Origin of the sequence: Marinomonas posidonica (genome assembly GCF_043643765.1) — a bacterium.
GTDB classification, from domain to species: Bacteria; Pseudomonadota; Gammaproteobacteria; order Pseudomonadales; family Marinomonadaceae; genus Marinomonas; species Marinomonas posidonica_A.
Genome location: NZ_JBHZSP010000005.1, coordinates 103,471 through 119,518 on the forward strand (window position 1 = coordinate 103,471; position 16,048 = coordinate 119,518).

Here is a 16,048-nt window from a genome sequence, read left to right on the forward strand (position 1 = left end):
CTAAGATTATAGATTCCGAGGTTTCCCCATAAAACCCATTCATGATGTCATGAATGGGTTTTATTCTTTCTTAGAGGCATATCGGCTTTAGCCTTGTTGAAACGGGTAAATGCTGCCCAAGTTCAATAATTGTGTGAGTTCATCCAGTGCAGTGCGACTTTCGGTAAGGAGTGCTGGATCGGCTAAATCGGCTTCTACTAAACGATCACGGTAATGACGGTCAATCCATCGGTTTAGTTGCGCAAAGCGTTGGTCAGTCATCCATATGGAAGGGTTAACAGCTTGTCTTTCTGCGGCGGTTAAGGCCACGCGAAGGCGTAAACAAGCAGGGCCCCCGCCATTGCTCATGCTTTGCTTTAGGTCGAAGACTTTCACTTCTTTAATGGGTGAGCGTGAAGCCAATAATGATTGAAGGTAATGCCAGACGTTGGCATTGGCTTGGCATTCACTAGGGACAATCAATATCATGTCATCGTCACCACGGCTGAGTAGCTGGCTATTAAACAAATAAGACTGAATGCAATCTTGTACGGAGACGGCGTCAGTTGGCACTTCAATAAAGTGAAATTGGCTGGCTCGGTCTCCCCACGCATTGAGTAAATCCTGCTTCATTTTTGCCGTATCAAGAAAAGCTTGTTGATGGTAGAAGTGTGCATTGCGATTGCCCACTGCGATAACATCATTGTGGAAGACGCCAGCGTCAATCACATCCGGATTTTGCTGCGCATAGACGACTTGGGACGTTTGTAATCCATGACGACGAGCGATGGCTTGTGAGGCTTCTAAGGTATGGCGAGCTGGGAAACGGTTGGGTTTAACTGCAGCAGAGTTAAAGGCTTCCATACCATACACGAAGAACTCGACCCCCGTGTTATCGTACTGATCACAGAAACGCGTGTGATTGGCCGCCCCTTCGTCACCAAAGTGCTCAACGCTGGGAAGGGCATTATGATGGCTGAAATACTGAGAATCAGCAAAGCTGGCACGTAAAATTTCCCCTGTGGTTTCATGCTCTATGGAGCGGTGAAATTTATTCGCTAAATTCGCCACGCTAAAATGAAGTTTGCCATCTTGTGTGTCAGCACTTGGTGATACGGTGGCGGCGTTTGCTGTCCACATACAAGAAGCCGAACTGACCGCTGCCAATAGTTTTGGCGCTTTTTTGACTACGTTAGCCAGTATTTGAGCATCCGAACCAGTGAAGCCTAATTGACGTAATGTCGGCAAATGTGGGCGCTCGTGAGGCGCTAAGATACCTTGTGCGAAGCCCATGTCTGCTAAGGCTTTCATCTTCTCCAACCCCTGTTTTGCCGCCGCTTTAGGGTTTGATGCTTGATTGGAATTGTTAAGGGAAGCGACATTGCCAAAGGAAAGGCCGCTGTAGTTGTGCGTTGGGCCAACTAAACCGTCAAAGTTGGCTTCGGTTGCTGAGTTCATGTTGACCTCTTTCAGTCGTCATTAGGTTAAGGGGCGACATGCCTAGAAATTTGTTTACAGCGTCAGACCTGGAACGAGCGTTTCTGGCACGGTTAGTTTGTCGACTTCAATACTGGCGACAGGGTAAGCGCAGTAGTCAGCAGCGTAGTAAGCACTCGCTCTTTGATTGCCGCTGGCCCCTGTGCCGCCAAATGGGGCAGCGCTTGAGGCACCCGTTGTTTGGCGATTCCAGTTAATGATGCCCGCTCGGCTGTGCTGCAAGAAGTATTCATACTCGTCTCGTTCATCCGACAACAAGCCTGCAGAGAGACCAAAACGCGTATTGTTGGCAATCTCCATGGCTTGAGTCATTGAGTCATATCGAATGACGGTCAATAAAGGGCCAAAATATTCTTGGTCAGGGAGTCGGTCTTGAATCTTAGTCGCGTCAACAATACCTGGTGTTACAAAGCCTGTTTGCGGTGCGCCTCTGGTCATGTCGAGCAAAGGCGTTGCGCCCAAATCTACTAGGGAATGGAAAGCTTTTAGGATATTTTCAGCCACATTGGCCGACACTAAAGGGCCTATAAAAGGTTGAGGGTCAGCATCAAAACGATCCACAATAATGGCTTTGGTTGCCGCCACTAGGCTCTCTATGATTTGGTCTCCAAGTGGGCCTATGGGCACCAGTAAACGTCGGGCGCAAGTACAGCGTTGGCCTGTTGAAATAAAGGCAGACTGAAGAATTTCGTGTGTGACCGCTTTTAGATCGGACACTTTTTCAGACACCAATAAAGGGTTGTTGCCGCCCATCTCTAAGGCCAAAATCTTTCCTGGATGGCCCGCAAACTCGCGATGCAATAGGTGGCCGACTTCTGGACTACCGGTAAAAAATAACCCATCAATGCCTTGATGATTCGCTAGAGCAACGCCTGTGTCTCGCTCACCTTGTGTTAGGTTGAGCACACCGTCAGGGATCCCCGTCTGTTGCCACAGCTGAACGATCAGATCTGACGTGGCAGGAGCTTGTTCACTGGGTTTGAATACCAGAGTATTGCCTGCAATCAGTGCGGGTACAATGTGACCATTTGGTAAGTGCCCTGGGAAGTTGTAGGGGCCAAATATCGCGACGACGCCGTGTGGGCGGTGACGTAAGACGGCTTTGGCACCTGGCATAGGGTTTTCTTTGGTGCCGGTTCTATCGTGATACGCTTGTTGGGAGATGGCTACTTTGCCGATCATTGCCGCGACTTCTGTTCGAGTTTCCCACAAGGGTTTACCTGTCTCACGGCTGATCAGAGTCGCGATGTCTTCAGAGTGCGCTTTTAATAAATCCGCAAAACGTTCGATGAAGATCAAACGCTCTTCAAGTGGCAGATTTGCCCAGCTAGGAAAGGCTCGACGTGCCGCCTCAATGGCCAGATTCACCTGCTGTTGTGTCGCGCTGTTGGCTTGCCAAACTTGGCTAGCATCACTTGGGTCGATTGAGTGAAACCTTTGACCTTCGCCAACTTGCCATTGGCCATTGATAAAGTGTGCTTGTTTCATACTCTCTCTCCTAGACGGTTGTCGTTTGGGGATCGGATGACAGTTCCACGATGCGAACTTGGTCTTCGTGGCTTAAGCAAAGTGCATCCGCTTCTTGCTGAGTTAATAGTATGGGCCCTTTATGAGAGACACTGCGTTGTACCAATAAGCAGCGGAATGTTTCGACTTTTGTGTTCGACACCAGATAAACGGGCGCTTCCGGTGCTTCCGGACATTCTGCTATTTCAACATCCTTTAAGCGACTGTCTCGTACCGCACGAATATCTTGAACTCGTGCTTCTAAGCTGGGTCCACCATCAAAAATGTCCACGTAGTTTTCGTAGCGAAAGCCTTCTTTTTCCAATAAGCGTCGAGCTGGGGCGGTGTTCTTGTGAACTTCTCCCAAGACCTCTCGAGCTTCTTTGGGTAATAAGTTGACATACACAGGGTTGTTCGGCATCAGTTCGGCGATGAATTGTTTGTTGCCTTGCGCCGTGAGTTCGTCAGCTTGTTTGAAATCAATGGAAAAAAAGTGGCGACCAAGGCTTTCCCAAAAGGGTGAGACTCCATTTTCATCGCTGACACCGCGCATCTCGGCAAAGATTTTTTCCGTGAAACGTTCTGGAAATTGCGCCATAAACATAAAGCGAGATTTTGATAATAGTTGGCCGTTTTTAGAATGGCGATAACTTTCTTCTAAGAATAGGGTGCAAATTTCGCTGCAGCCGGTGAAGTCATTATTGAGAATTAACGTCGGAATCGCATTGTGTACATTGAGTTCGCGAGAAGCGTGGGTAATGGTGCCAAGGTGGTAGCTGTAAAAAGGTTCGTCTAAGCCGACGGTGGCTAACATGCCGCAGGTACCAACAATTTGTCCTGTGGTGGTGTCTTCCAATACCATTAAGTAGTCTTCATCGGTTGGTTGTTGGATGTCTTCTCGAGCGAAAGATTGGACGGCGCGGTCGATTTTCTTTTGTAACATGGATTCGTCAGTGACCAAGGAGGTAAAGCCGATGCCGGTTAGTTCGGTGAGTCGGTAAAGTGACTTTAGATCGCCTTCGCGAATTGGGCGTATGACCATCATGACGGTGTCCTCGTGATTGTAATGTGTTTTATTTGTCTGTTGTTAAGGGTAGAGCAGACCATTGAATTCGGCTGCCAACTTTGATGCCTAATTGTTCTAATGTGGTTTTGTCTATGCCTAACCCTGCGCTTTGGGGCTCTGCGGCCGCTACGGTAACGAGAAAGTGCTCAAGATGCCCGGTAGCAATCAAATGTTGCTTAGCTTGTTGGGTCGGATTGATGCTCAGTGCTTTCCCCATTTGTTGAGTCGCGATGGTTCGCACGCTGTGAGTTTGTGCTTCGATGCTTGGCCCTGCATCGAAAATATCCACATAGCCGCGGAATTCAAATCCTTCATTTAATAAAATGTCTGCACTTTGGCTGGAATCTTCGTGGATCACGCCAATCACTTCTTGTGCATTTTCTGGCAAGGTTGGCACATAGATTGGGTACCTTGGCATAAGGTCAGCAATAAAGTGTTTGTTGCTGACGCCAGACAAGTAGTCCGCTTTTTTGAAATCCATGCTAAAAAAGTGTTTGCCTAGCGCGTCCCAGAAAGGCGAGTGCCCTTGCTTATCGCTTTCACCTCTGAGTTCTGCAAACAAGCGTTTGGTGAAGCGTTGTGGGTAGCGGGCAATAAATAACAGGCGAGCTTTTGATAGTAATGATACGGCGAGGGGATTTTGATGTGCTTTGTCGATTACTAAGGCTATTAATCGACTGGTGCCATTGTAGTCATGACATAAAAAGAGCGCAGGAATGCGATTGTGTATTTGCAATTGTGGTGAAGCGTGTACGACTTCATCAATGCGATAGCTGTAGAAAGGTGCATCGGTTCCCACCATGGCATCAATACCACAACAGCCAACGACTTTATTATGGCTAGTATCCACTAAGACAAACAAGTAGGATTCCTCTCCTGGCTGGAGGATGTCGGCTTGCATTGAACGTTTTGAGGTCGCAATCTTGTCATTGAGTCTCTCACGGTTGGCTGGCAAATTGGTGAATCCAATTCCGGCTTGCTTGGCAAGTCGCTCTAAGGCGGGTAAATCGGCAAAATCGGCGGGTCGAACGAGGTACATGCTGGATCCTGAAGGCGACATTAAATGATGATGTGATTATTGCCCACTTAGCTTGGCTTGGTAAGTTTGTTTTTTTTGTATTTGCGACCTAATTTTCCATATGTTGGCTTAAATGGGTCGTTTTTTAGTAAGAGTGAGGTGCTAAATGGTGAAATCTGGTGTGTATCAGCATTATAAAGGGGCAGAGTACTGGGTCGAGCGTGTGGTTAAACACAGTGAGACGGAAGAAGCGTTAGTGGTATATCAAGCTCTGTATGGTGAGTTTGGCTGGTGGGCTAGACCAAAAAGTATGTTTTTGGAAAGTGTGGAGGTCAATGGTGAAGAGATTCCGCGCTTTGAGTGGATTCGCAGCACTCGCAACGCGAAATAATCGTGTTTAACGATCTAGGTCGGTGGGTGCATCCAAGAAGACTCACGCATAAATGTGATGATTTTCTCTCTAAGCCAGCGATGTGCTAAATCGTTATTGAATCTTTCATGCCAACAGATATGTATCGGATGACGACCATTGTATTCATCTAATTCAATCACTTCTTGTGGGATTTCGATTAGCTTTACGGGGTAGAAATTGTTTTGCTCGCACATGACTTGTAGGAACAAGTCGCCAATAGAGCGAGAGGTTACCAGTGCCATACCACGCTTGACCGCTTGCATAGCAACCATAAGACTGTCAGTTTCCAAAGAGGGCTGGATGATATGCCCCTTTTGTTTTAGCTTTTGCTCTGTTTTGGAAAAAGACGTTTTGTTTTCGCTGCGCAAATGGTGGGTGACGACTTTATGATCCAATAGCTCGGACACTGTGACGCTATCTTGCTTAAATAAAGGGTGAGCTTCGCTCAAAATGATACAAACTTCCATGTAGCCAATCAGTTTACTGCGAACATTGTTTGGCGTATCACTAACACGCATAATGCCAAGGTCGGCATTGCCAGAAATGATTTCCTCAAAATGCGACTCTCCCCAAGAACTGATCGATAAGCGTACTTTGGGAGCCTCGTAATGCATGGATGCTAACAGGGCTTCGATGAAGTTTTCTAGGTCACCTTCATCTGCTCGTAGTTTGAAGCGTCTGTCTAGGGTTTTGAGATCCAATGCGTTGGGGCTCATCAGATCCGATAACGAACTGAGTATAGGCTGAATCGCATCATGCAATTCCGTTGCTCTTGCTGTTGGTGTAAGACCGTATGCCTGACGAGTAAACAAAGAGTCTTTAAATAGCTCGCGTAGTCTTTGCAGACTTTTGCTTAACGCCGGTTGAGTGACCCCCAATTTTTCAGCGGCACGGGAGACGCTGCCTTCTTCCATAATGGTAACGAAAGCGACGAGCAACTTAATGTCCAGTTTTAAGATTTCGTCTAAATGCATAATCTTCTCGATGATTAAGACGGAACAGTATCCTGCGACAATCGCAAGACACTCGTTCCGTAAGTGGATGTGCTACTAGAAGTCCTTGTGAGATCGGTATTTCACACGGAACAACATGGTGTAGAACACAGGTACGGCGATCAAGGTCAAAATGGTAGCAAAGCCCAGACCGAAGGAAATTACTACTGCCATGCCTTCAAAGAAGGCATCAAATAGCAGAGGAATCATCCCTAGAATCGTGGTGATGGCCGCCATACAAACAGGTCGCACACGACTGACCGCAGAGTTAAAGATGGCTTCGTAGGTGTCTGTGCCTTGCTCTAACTCATAGTTAATCTGGTCAACCAGTACGATGCCGTTTTTCACCGTCATCCCCGACAAACTCAAGAACCCGAGTAGCGCCATGAAACTAAATGCGGAGTTCATCACCAACAAACCAGTCGACACACCAATTAACGCCAGCGGTACACAGAACCAGATAGTCAATGGCACACGAATCGAGTTAAACAACAGAATCGTGATGATGAACATGAACAAATAACCCATAGGCAAAGCACTGAAAATGTTCGCCTGTGCGTCGGTACTGCTTTCGTATTCACCACCCCATTCTAATTCGTAACCCGGTGGCAGTTCGATGGCTTCAATCTTATCTTTGGTACGATTAAAAATCGCCATCGCGGTTTCGTCGCCTAGAATTTTCGGATCTGCCATGACCGTGATAGTACGTTTACGATCACGACGCTCGATAATTGGATCTTCCCACACTGTTTCAAACCCAGAGACTAAGGTAGAAAGTGTGACGTAAGACCCGGAAGCAGGACTGTAGATTTGCAGATCACGGATCTGGTCAATCGACATACTCTCGCTTTCTGGTGCTTTACGTACGATGGGTAATAAATCTGTCCCTTCGCGGTATAAGCCAATCTGCGATCCAGTAAAGTTGGTCAATAAGACTTCATCCAATTCGGTTTTACTGATGCCTAGGCGACGCGCTTGAGCATCATTGAAAAGAGGACGTAAGACTTTAACAGGCTGACGCCAATCGTCTTTGATGCTTTCTAGTCCACCATCTTCACGGTAAATTTGTTGGATTTGAGCGCTGAACTGACGCAGCAGCTTCGGATCCGGTCCACTGATACGGGTTTCCAGTTTAGCCCCACTAGCAGGCCCTAATTGCAAGCGTTGAAGTTTCACTTCTAATTCAGGGTATTCTTGCTTCATTTTGACATGCAAGTCTTCAAGCAAATTTGGAATGTCTTCTTTGGTTTTAGTACGAACAATAAACTGAGCATAACTTGAGTTAGTTTGCTCGGCATTGTAAGTCAACATAAAACGCAATGCGCCTTGTCCAGTGGTAGACGCGACAAACTCAATACGATCATCCTTAAGTAGGTCTTTCTCTATTTCACGCACTTTGTCGTAAGTACTGTCAATGTGCGTACCTTCCGGTAGTTGAATGTCCATGTAGAACATTGGGGTAGTGGAAGGCGGAAAAAAGGCTTGTTTGACGAACTGAAATGCCCAACCTGCGGTAAACAAACTGCCAATTAATAGGGTGACGGTGATCCAGCGATAATGCATGGCTTTGTCTAGTAGCCATTTATAACCCGTAAAGATAAAGCCTTTGTATGGGTCGTTTTCTTCTGGTGAGGATTCCGTGTTTCCTTGCTGCGCTTTTTGGATCTGCTCTTTGAAGAAGAGATCACAGAAAAAAGGCGTCAACGTAATGGCGGTGATCCAGCTTAGTAAGAGTGAAATGAGCAATACATAGAATAATGACCCGACGAACTCGCCCACCGAATCCGGTGATAAACCAATGGGTGCGAAGGCCGTGATGGCAATAATGGTTGCCCCAAGGAGAGGCCATTTTGTCTGTTTCACGACGTCACTGGCAGCTTGTAACTTGGTTTTACCACGTTGCATGCCAATGAGTACCCCTTCGGTGACCACGATGGCATTATCGACTAACATCCCGAGCGCTATAATCAAGCCACCAAGGGAAATCCTTTGTAGGTTGATTTGGAAATAGTCCATCACAATGAAGGTGCCCAAAATGGTCAGCAGCAACACGATACCGATAAGAATACCGGAGCGAATGCCCATGAAGACCAAGAGCACCAGAATAACGATGCCAACGGCTTCTACTAGGTTGAGTAGGAAGTTAGCTACCGAACGGTCGACTTCTTTCGATTGGAAGTAGATCGGGTCCATACTGATACCAACGGGTTGTTGGTATTGTAATTCGTCAATACGTTTTTCAAGAAGATTACCGACTTTTACAACGTTCACATTGCTAGAAAAAGAGACACCAAGTAGTAAAGACTCTGCGCCATTGTAATCAACAATGTGTGTTTTCGGTTCAACGTATTCACGTTTAATGGTGGCGATGTCTTTTAAACGAATTAGGTTGCCATCAATGGGTGTACCCACGATGAGGTTTTCTAATTCGGAAATGTCTTTAAACTCCCCCGTAGGGCTGATGCGTATGTATTCACTACCTACTTTAACGCGACCAGCGTTAGAGACGCTGTTTTGATTAGCGAGTAGCGTCTGTAGCTGGCTTGGGGCAATGCCCATATTGGCCATTTTGGAGCGAGAAATCTCAATGGATATTTGCTCGTCTTGTTCACCCGCCACGGTCACTTTCGCCACGCCTTCGACAAGCACCAGCTCACGTTTCACATAATCCACGTAATTTTCTAGGTCTTTATAAGGGTAGCCTTCACCATGAATGGCTAGCATAACGCCGTACACGTCACCAAAGTCGTCCAGTACCATAGGTGTGTTCACACCAGATGGGAAGGTGCCAGAAATGTCGCGGATTTTCTTACGGACTTCGTCCCAGATCTGCTTTAGTTGTTCTGCACGGTAAGTGTCTTTAATCGTCAGCTGTACTTTTGAGTAACCGGCTTTAGACGTGGACACAATTTTGTCTACATAAGGCAGGTTTTGCAGCTCACGTTCGATTGGATAGGTTACCTCTTCTTCCACTTGCTCTGGAGATGCGCCAGGGTAAGTGGTGATGATTAACGAGTCTTTAATGGTAAATTCAGGGTCTTCTAGCTGACCTAAATTGGTAAAGGCAATGATGCCACCAATCAGCAGAATCAGTGTCATCATCCAACTGGTAACTTTGCGTTTTATGAAATAAGCAGCAATATCCATTATAGGCCTCGCTCACGTGTCCAAGGGCGAACTTCTAAGCCTTCTGTCAGGCTATGGATACCTGCAGCAACCACTTGCTCACCTGATGATACACCTTCAATGATTTCTACTTGTGTGCCTTCTAAAGCACCAACTTCTACCGCGCGAGATTCTACTTGGTTCGTGTCTGGGTTGAATACCCAAACTGTGCTATTGGCTTCGCCCGTTTGCGTGTTTTCATGACGCATGACCGCTTCGACAGGCACGGTAATGTGGCGCTTAGTGCCCAACAAGGTACTGACATCAATGTCCACATTGGCGGTCATGCCTGGCAGCAACGTGTGCTGGGTGTTGTTACGGATCAAGTGCATGGTGACTTCATAAGCCATGGTGGTCGCATTGGGGGAGGTGTTATGCTCTTTGTATGCGGCATGAAACACTTCCGTTGGTGCTACGTCGACAATCACGCGTGGGCGGTAGTCTGAGTGCGTACCTTTGATGCTAACCACCAGGCTTTCAGGCACTTCAAATTCAACGTCTAGGTTGTCGATGTCTTGAATGTGCATTAGGGGTTGAGCCGCACTGACATATTGGAAGTTTTCTGTGTCTACATTCGAAATGACACCATTAAATGGTGCATATACTTTGGTGTATTTAAGCTGATTGCGAGCGGTTTGCAGAGCGTTATTTGCTTGATCTAAGTTGGCTTTACTTGAATCGTATTCTGCTTTGGTTGTGGCATTTTGCTTGAAAATCGTTTGAATACGTTTGAACTGAGCTTCCGCTAAGCGTTGATTGGCTTCCGCTAATTCTACTTCCAGTTTGAAATCCGTTGGGTCTAGTGTGGCCAGTAAATCGCCTTTTTTAATACGTTGTCCGGCGACGACATTCAGAGTTTGTAATTGTCCGCCAACACGAAAGGCAATGTCCGCTTCTTCACCGGCTTGTAGTTCAGCCGGAAAACGACGGATATTGATTGCATCGGTTGATTGGATCGTTAGTAACTTAACTGGTCGGATGATGTCTTTTTCTACACTGGTTTCTTCTGGGCTATCGGATGAACAAGCTGTCAAGAATAGCGAAGTCGCTAGAGTGACGCCCATCATCATATTTAGTCGCTTTGCGCGTGCCATTATTTGCTCCGTCAATAAATTGAAAATAATTAGATGAATCTATTTTATATCTCTAAGTCAGGGATATAAATTTTTAAATATATATTAAAGATATACTGTAATTAGAATATCGCTAATGATTTTGCATTTATTAAGGACGGTTTTTTAAGGGTTAAGCTGTTTTTTCTAACTCTTCTAGGAAGGTTTCTAATACCAAATTGGTTCTGGCGCCTTTGCGAGTAATGGCTGAGAACTGAGTAATATAGCGGCATTCATGGGGTAAGATAGCACGCATTCGGCCGTCTCTTTCCCAATGTGCGGCGACGTGATCCGGTAAAAATCCAATATATCGCCCTGTTAATATCAGAAAGGCAACGCCTTCTCGGTCGGTGGCGGTGGCACTGGCTTGTAATGGTTGATACTGGGTTTTGATTTCAGGTGTTTGAGCGTAAGCAGGTAATACGGCATCATAGTTTTTTAATTTTGCTTTACTGATGTTTCGATCATCTACATCGAACAAAGGGTGCGTGTTACTGCAATAAAGCTTGGACTCTTCTTCGTACAAGTGGTGATATTCTAAGCCACTGAGAATTTTCAGGTCTGGAACAATCCCAACATGTAAACCGCCATCCAATACACCTCTCTCGACATCCGTTGGTGGAATCATACGAATATTCACCGTGACTTGAGGGCCTTTGTCTTTTAATCCTGCCAGAGAATGGGTAATGCGGGTATGAGGTAAGGTGACCAAGTTGTCGGTAATGCCAATGTTTAATTCCCCTTTTAGGTGTTGGTGAATGGCATTGATGTGAGTGCGGAAGTCTTCAATTGAAGACAACAATTGTAGCGTGTGTTCATAGACCTGACTGCCTTCGTTGGTTAATGAAAAACCAGACCGTCCACGTTGACAAAGCCGAAAGCCTAAGCGTGTTTCCAAATCTGAAATGGCAATGCTGATGGCGGCACGACTGATATTGAGTGTTACTTCTGCAGCAGAAAATCCGCCACACTCCACCACAGTTTTGTAGATTCGTAAAATCCTAAGGTCGGCATCACTGATTTGGCTTTGGAAGGTTTTCATGTAGAACCGCTCTTTCTATTGATTGCTTTGGGTATTTTATAGTTAATCTATAGGTTAACTAAGGGTTAATAAAATCGACTTTTTATAATCTATTGCCATTGGCATAGTAACGTCAATAGAGCGTTTTTTGAAACATCAAATTCGCAATTGAATTTTACCCAAGGTTATGGAGCTGTTATGCAATTGATTGGACACCTTATTGGCGGAAAAGCCTCATCAGCGGCTGAACGAAAGCAAGACGTGTTTAACCCAGCGACAGGAGAGGTGGCAAAGCAAGTGGCCATTGCGCCTCGCGAGACGGTGGAAGAAGCCATTACCGTTGCACAAGCTGCGTATCCAGAGTGGCGCAATACACCCGCTCTGAAGCGTGCACGTATCATGTTTAATTACAAAGCTTTGTTGGAAAAGCATGCCGATAAAATCTGTGAGTTGATTGGCGCAGAGCATGGCAAGATTTGTCATGATGCGGCTGGAGAATTGCAGCGTGGTATTGAGAATGTGGAATACGCTTGTGGTGCCCCAGAATTACTAAAGGGTGAATTCAGTAAAAACGTTGGACCGAACATTGACTCTTGGAGTGAATTCCAACCGCTGGGTGTAGTGGCGGGCATAACGCCTTTTAACTTCCCTGCCATGGTACCTTTGTGGATGTTCCCGATGGCCATCGTATGTGGGAACACATTCGTATTAAAGCCCTCTGAACGAGACCCAAGTACGGCTTTGTTTATTGCTGAATTATTGCATGAAGCGGGTTTGCCTGCGGGCGTGTTTAATGTGGTAAATGGCGACAAAGTGGCCGTGGATACACTATTGGAAGACAATCGAGTGAAAGCGGTGAGTTTTGTTGGTTCCACGCCGATAGCAGAATACATTTACAGCAAGGCCAGTGCTAATGGTAAACGTTGTCAGGCCTTGGGCGGCGCGAAGAACCACGCCATTGTGATGCCCGATGCGGATATGGACAACGTGGTTAGCCAACTTTTGGGCGCGGCATTTGGTTCCTCCGGTGAGCGTTGCATGGCGTTGTCGGTGGCGGTGGCGGTTGGTCAAGCGGCCGGTGATCAGTTAGTAGCGAAAATGAAAGACGCTATGATCCCTTTAAAAGTGGGTGAATGTTCGGATAAAAGTAACGATTTTGGCCCCGTCATTACTCAGGAACACAAAGATAAGGTGGTTGGTTTTATCAACAGTGCCGAACAACAAGGTGCGACCGTTGTCGTCGATGGCCGTCAGCCGCAAGTGGCTGGTTATGAGAAGGGGTTTTTCGTTGGTGCAACTTTAATTGATGGTGTGACCAAAGAGATGGATTCTTATCAGCAGGAGATTTTCGGGCCAGTTTTGCAGATTGTTCGTGTCGAGACTATGGAAGACGCGATGACTTTGATTAACGATCACGAATACGGTAATGGTTCTTGTATCTTTACCCGTGATGGTGAGGCCGCGCGTTATTTCTCTGACCATATTGAAGTTGGCATGGTGGGGATTAATGTCCCTTTACCAGTACCTGTGGCGTATCACAGTTTTGGTGGTTGGAAGCGTTCTCTGTTTGGCGATCTTCATGCGTATGGGCCAGATGCGGTGCGTTTTTATACCAAGCGTAAAACCATTACACAGCGTTGGCCTTCTGCCGGTGTTCGTGAAGGTAAGAGTTTTTCGTTTCCTTCCTAGTCCCAGGACATTTCTAAGTGATTTAATAGAAATGTATTTGTTTGACCGCTTACTTGAGTAAGCGGTTTTTTTATGAAAAACGTTCGATTTTCAGCAATATGGCGGCGATTTACTAGGAAGTGCTGTTTTTTTAAACTAGTATGATGGTAGCTAGTTTAGATGTTGAGTTCATTGAGTACGCTATGAAAATCGAAATGCCTTTACCGAATGTGCTGAAGTGGCTATCCCTTATCGTTTTTTTCTTTCTATCCGCCTGCGCGACGATCGACGATCAAAGTCTATTGGAAGCGGACTCTTTATCCTTTGAAGTGGAAGAGAATACCGCTTATTTGTCTGGTGTATTAGACAGTGATTTGGTGTCGGACTTAACCGACTTTTTAGCAGAACACCCTAATGTTACGGATTTAGTGCTGGTTGATGTGCCGGGGTCAACGGATCAGCAAGCGACGATGGACAGTGCTCGTTTGATTCGACGTTTGGGGTTAAACACCCACATTGCGCCAACCGGTTATGTGTTGTCCGGTGGTGTGGATTTATTCCTAGGTGGCGTTGAGCGAACCATAGGCGCTGGGGCCGGTGTTGGAATTCATGCATGGTCTGACGGTACTCGTGTTAATGCTTCTAGTGCTAATGTGGCGGACCCAATCCACGCGACTTATGTCAACTTCTATTTGGAGATGGGCGTGCCTGAGCGGTTTTATTGGTTTTCTTTAACCGCCGCACCAGCTGATAGGGTGTATTTTCTGTCTCCAGAAGAAGTATATGACCTTCAGTTAGCAACGCAATAAATCATCATGTTGGGTGGGGGCGATATGGAACAAATCGAGTTATTTGCCATTGAAAGCCCCTGCAAGGGCGTTTGCGAAAACAGTGCTAAGGGGTTTTGTAAAGGTTGTTTGCGAAGTCGTGATGAACGCTTTCACTGGTTCTCTTTGTCCAACGAGGCAAGGTTTCATATCTTAGAGCTTTGCAAACAACGCCGAATTCGTTTGTTAAAAGCCCGTCAAGAAAGATTAGATGCTCAATCCGACAAAGCCCTTCCTTATGGGATGGAAGATGAGCCTGCCGAGGATTTGTTGTCTGGGCTAAATTGACCGTATTTCAGCGGCTGGATGACTTGCCTGAACAAAATGCAACGCTCGGTTCAGGCAATAAGTGTATTAATCGATTCGCTTCTGATTAGCCAAAAATCGCTTCTAAGGCCTGAGAAAGACGTTCCACACCAATGACTTCCATCCCCGCGATGGGTTTCTTAGGGCAATTCGCTTTTGGCACCACGGCTTTCGTAAAGCCATGTTTGGCCGCTTCACTGATACGCTCTTGGCCAGAGGGCACTGGGCGAATCTCACCAGAAAGCCCCACTTCTCCTAATACAACGAGATCGTGAGGCAGTATTTGATCACGGAAACTGGACACAACGGCGGCAATGGCCGCTAAATCAGCACTGGTTTCTAACACTTTTACACCGCCCACGACATTTAGGTACACATCTTGGTCGGAGGTTAGCAGGCCACCATGTTTGTGAAGTACGGCCAGTAGCATGGCTAAGCGATTATGATCAAAGCCAACAGTGACACGACGCGGATTGCCAAGGGCAGAATCATCGACTAAGGCTTGCAACTCCACTAGCAAAGGACGTGTGCCTTCCCATACTACCATGACTAAGCTGCCTGCAGCGGGTTGATTGCTGCGGTTTAAAAAGATGGAGCTGGGGTTTTTGACTTCCTTTAAACCGTTTTCCATCATCGCAAACACGCCTAGTTCATTGATCGCGCCAAAACGGTTCTTCATACCGCGTAAAGTACGAAAACGTGAATCCTCTGAGCCTTCAAGTAGCACAGAGCAATCGACCATGTGTTCTAAGACTTTGGGACCCGCCAGAGTACCGTCTTTGGTAACGTGACCCACTAACAGGACAGCGGTTTGGGTTTGTTTGGCAAAACGCGTTAATACCGCAGCACTTTCGCGAACCTGTGACACGCTGCCAGGTGCAGACTCAATACCATCAAGGTGCATGACTTGGATGGAATCAATGACAATCACTTTAGGGTTAACCTGCTGTGCCACGGTCATAATGGCTTCCACATTGGTTTCCGATAGCATCTTTAGATTTTGTGTCGGCAAGCCAAGACGATTGGCTCGCATGGCAACCTGTTGTAAGGACTCTTCACCAGTAACATACAGCGCCGTTTGTTGTTGCGCTAGCCAACACATGGTTTGCAGCAACAGGGTACTTTTCCCCGCGCCAGGATGGCCACCAATTAATACCACTCCGCCAGGGACTAATCCGCCACCTAAAACGCGATCAAATTCACTGGCACCGGAACTAAAGCGAGGTACGTCACCGAGATCCACATCCGATAAATTTTGAATGCCCGTCGTGGCACCAGCATAACCCAATGTTCGCGCGTCTTGGCTGGCGGCTACTCGAGCAGAGGTTTTACCAGAGGTTAAACGGATTTCAGAGAGTGAGTTCCACGCGCCACACGCTTGGCATTGTCCTTGCCATTTTGCGTAATCTGCGCCGCATTCATTACATACAAAGGCGGTTTTTGCTTTAGCCATTAGAGTCTCTTTGTCATAAATTAGCT

The 16,048-nt window shown here is 46.6% G+C and carries 13 protein-coding genes; 4 read left to right on the plus strand and 9 right to left on the minus strand.

The window, feature by feature from the left end; translation table 11 throughout:
• Positions 1-87 precede the first annotated feature (87 nt).
• The 4 genes from astB to ACHUFM_RS07305 are packed head-to-tail and all read right to left on the minus strand — an operon-like array spanning position 88 to position 5,087.
• A complete protein-coding gene (gene astB, locus ACHUFM_RS07290) occupies positions 88-1,437 on the minus strand; it encodes an N-succinylarginine dihydrolase (RefSeq protein WP_394180996.1) in 1,350 nt (449 codons plus the stop codon).
• A 54-nt stretch (positions 1,438-1,491) separates the two neighbouring features.
• On the minus strand, positions 1,492-2,964 hold the full coding sequence (astD, locus tag ACHUFM_RS07295) for a succinylglutamate-semialdehyde dehydrogenase (protein WP_394180997.1): 1,473 nt from the start codon (positions 2,962-2,964) through the stop codon (positions 1,492-1,494).
• Between the two features lie 10 nt (positions 2,965-2,974).
• A complete protein-coding gene (gene astA / locus ACHUFM_RS07300) occupies positions 2,975-4,027 on the minus strand; it encodes an arginine N-succinyltransferase (protein WP_394180999.1) in 1,053 nt (350 codons plus the stop codon).
• Positions 4,028-4,055: 28 nt separating this feature from the next.
• Positions 4,056-5,087: an arginine N-succinyltransferase gene (locus tag ACHUFM_RS07305; RefSeq protein WP_394181001.1), complete on the minus strand. Its 1,032-nt coding sequence runs from the start codon at positions 5,085-5,087 to the stop codon at positions 4,056-4,058.
• Between the two features lie 145 nt (positions 5,088-5,232).
• Here ACHUFM_RS07305 and ACHUFM_RS07310 point away from each other — a divergent pair, with 145 nt between their 5' ends.
• On the plus strand, positions 5,233-5,457 hold the full coding sequence (locus ACHUFM_RS07310; protein WP_394181003.1) for a DUF1653 domain-containing protein: 225 nt from the start codon (positions 5,233-5,235) through the stop codon (positions 5,455-5,457).
• A 14-nt stretch (positions 5,458-5,471) separates the two neighbouring features.
• Here the strand turns inward: ACHUFM_RS07310 and ACHUFM_RS07315 are convergent, their stop codons facing one another.
• The 4 genes from ACHUFM_RS07315 to ACHUFM_RS07330 form a co-directional block, all read right to left on the minus strand.
• Positions 5,472-6,452, minus strand: coding sequence for a LysR family transcriptional regulator (locus ACHUFM_RS07315; protein WP_394181005.1), 981 nt, complete (start codon positions 6,450-6,452; stop codon positions 5,472-5,474).
• Between the two features lie 75 nt (positions 6,453-6,527).
• Entirely contained in the window at positions 6,528-9,617 is a 3,090-nt protein-coding gene (locus ACHUFM_RS07320; RefSeq protein WP_394181007.1) for an efflux RND transporter permease subunit, read from the minus strand.
• The gene (locus ACHUFM_RS07325) at positions 9,617-10,729 is read right to left on the minus strand and encodes an efflux RND transporter periplasmic adaptor subunit (protein WP_394181009.1); all 1,113 of its coding nucleotides are present in this window, start codon (positions 10,727-10,729) and stop codon (positions 9,617-9,619) included. Before ACHUFM_RS07325 ends, ACHUFM_RS07320 begins: the two co-directional genes overlap by 1 nt.
• Before the next feature lie 151 nt (positions 10,730-10,880).
• Positions 10,881-11,789: a LysR family transcriptional regulator gene (locus tag ACHUFM_RS07330; protein WP_394181011.1), complete on the minus strand. Its 909-nt coding sequence runs from the start codon at positions 11,787-11,789 to the stop codon at positions 10,881-10,883.
• 177 nt (positions 11,790-11,966) lie between these two features.
• Here ACHUFM_RS07330 and ACHUFM_RS07335 point away from each other — a divergent pair, with 177 nt between their 5' ends.
• From ACHUFM_RS07335 to ACHUFM_RS07345, 3 genes are all read left to right on the plus strand, one after another.
• Positions 11,967-13,457, plus strand: coding sequence for a CoA-acylating methylmalonate-semialdehyde dehydrogenase (locus tag ACHUFM_RS07335; protein WP_394181013.1), 1,491 nt, complete (start codon positions 11,967-11,969; stop codon positions 13,455-13,457).
• A gap of 182 nt (positions 13,458-13,639) precedes the next feature.
• Positions 13,640-14,245, plus strand: coding sequence for a COG3904 family protein (locus tag ACHUFM_RS07340; protein WP_394181015.1), 606 nt, complete (start codon positions 13,640-13,642; stop codon positions 14,243-14,245).
• Positions 14,246-14,269: 24 nt separating this feature from the next.
• Positions 14,270-14,551, plus strand: coding sequence for a DUF1289 domain-containing protein (locus tag ACHUFM_RS07345; RefSeq protein WP_394181017.1), 282 nt, complete (start codon positions 14,270-14,272; stop codon positions 14,549-14,551).
• Between the two features lie 85 nt (positions 14,552-14,636).
• Here the strand turns inward: ACHUFM_RS07345 and radA are convergent, their stop codons facing one another.
• Positions 14,637-16,022: a DNA repair protein RadA gene (radA, locus tag ACHUFM_RS07350; protein ID WP_113875458.1), complete on the minus strand. Its 1,386-nt coding sequence runs from the start codon at positions 16,020-16,022 to the stop codon at positions 14,637-14,639.
• Positions 16,023-16,048: the final 26 nt, after the last annotated feature.

Coding starts and splice junctions, on each gene's coding strand:
- ACHUFM_RS07305 (WP_394181001.1), bottom strand. CDS start 5,087: ATGTACCTCGTTCGACCCGCCGATTTTGCCGATTTACCCGCCTTAGAG.
- ACHUFM_RS07340 (WP_394181015.1), top strand. CDS start 13,640: ATGAAAATCGAAATGCCTTTACCGAATGTGCTGAAGTGGCTATCCCTT.
- astD (WP_394180997.1), bottom strand. CDS start 2,964: ATGAAACAAGCACACTTTATCAATGGCCAATGGCAAGTTGGCGAAGGT.
- ACHUFM_RS07330 (WP_394181011.1), bottom strand. CDS start 11,789: ATGAAAACCTTCCAAAGCCAAATCAGTGATGCCGACCTTAGGATTTTA.
- ACHUFM_RS07325 (WP_394181009.1), bottom strand. CDS start 10,729: ATGGCACGCGCAAAGCGACTAAATATGATGATGGGCGTCACTCTAGCG.
- ACHUFM_RS07335 (WP_394181013.1), top strand. CDS start 11,967: ATGCAATTGATTGGACACCTTATTGGCGGAAAAGCCTCATCAGCGGCT.
- ACHUFM_RS07315 (WP_394181005.1), bottom strand. CDS start 6,452: ATGCATTTAGACGAAATCTTAAAACTGGACATTAAGTTGCTCGTCGCT.
- ACHUFM_RS07320 (WP_394181007.1), bottom strand. CDS start 9,617: ATGGATATTGCTGCTTATTTCATAAAACGCAAAGTTACCAGTTGGATG.
- ACHUFM_RS07345 (WP_394181017.1), top strand. CDS start 14,270: ATGGAACAAATCGAGTTATTTGCCATTGAAAGCCCCTGCAAGGGCGTT.
- ACHUFM_RS07310 (WP_394181003.1), top strand. CDS start 5,233: ATGGTGAAATCTGGTGTGTATCAGCATTATAAAGGGGCAGAGTACTGG.
- radA (WP_113875458.1), bottom strand. CDS start 16,022: ATGGCTAAAGCAAAAACCGCCTTTGTATGTAATGAATGCGGCGCAGAT.
- astB (WP_394180996.1), bottom strand. CDS start 1,437: ATGAACTCAGCAACCGAAGCCAACTTTGACGGTTTAGTTGGCCCAACG.
- astA (WP_394180999.1), bottom strand. CDS start 4,027: ATGATGGTCATACGCCCAATTCGCGAAGGCGATCTAAAGTCACTTTAC.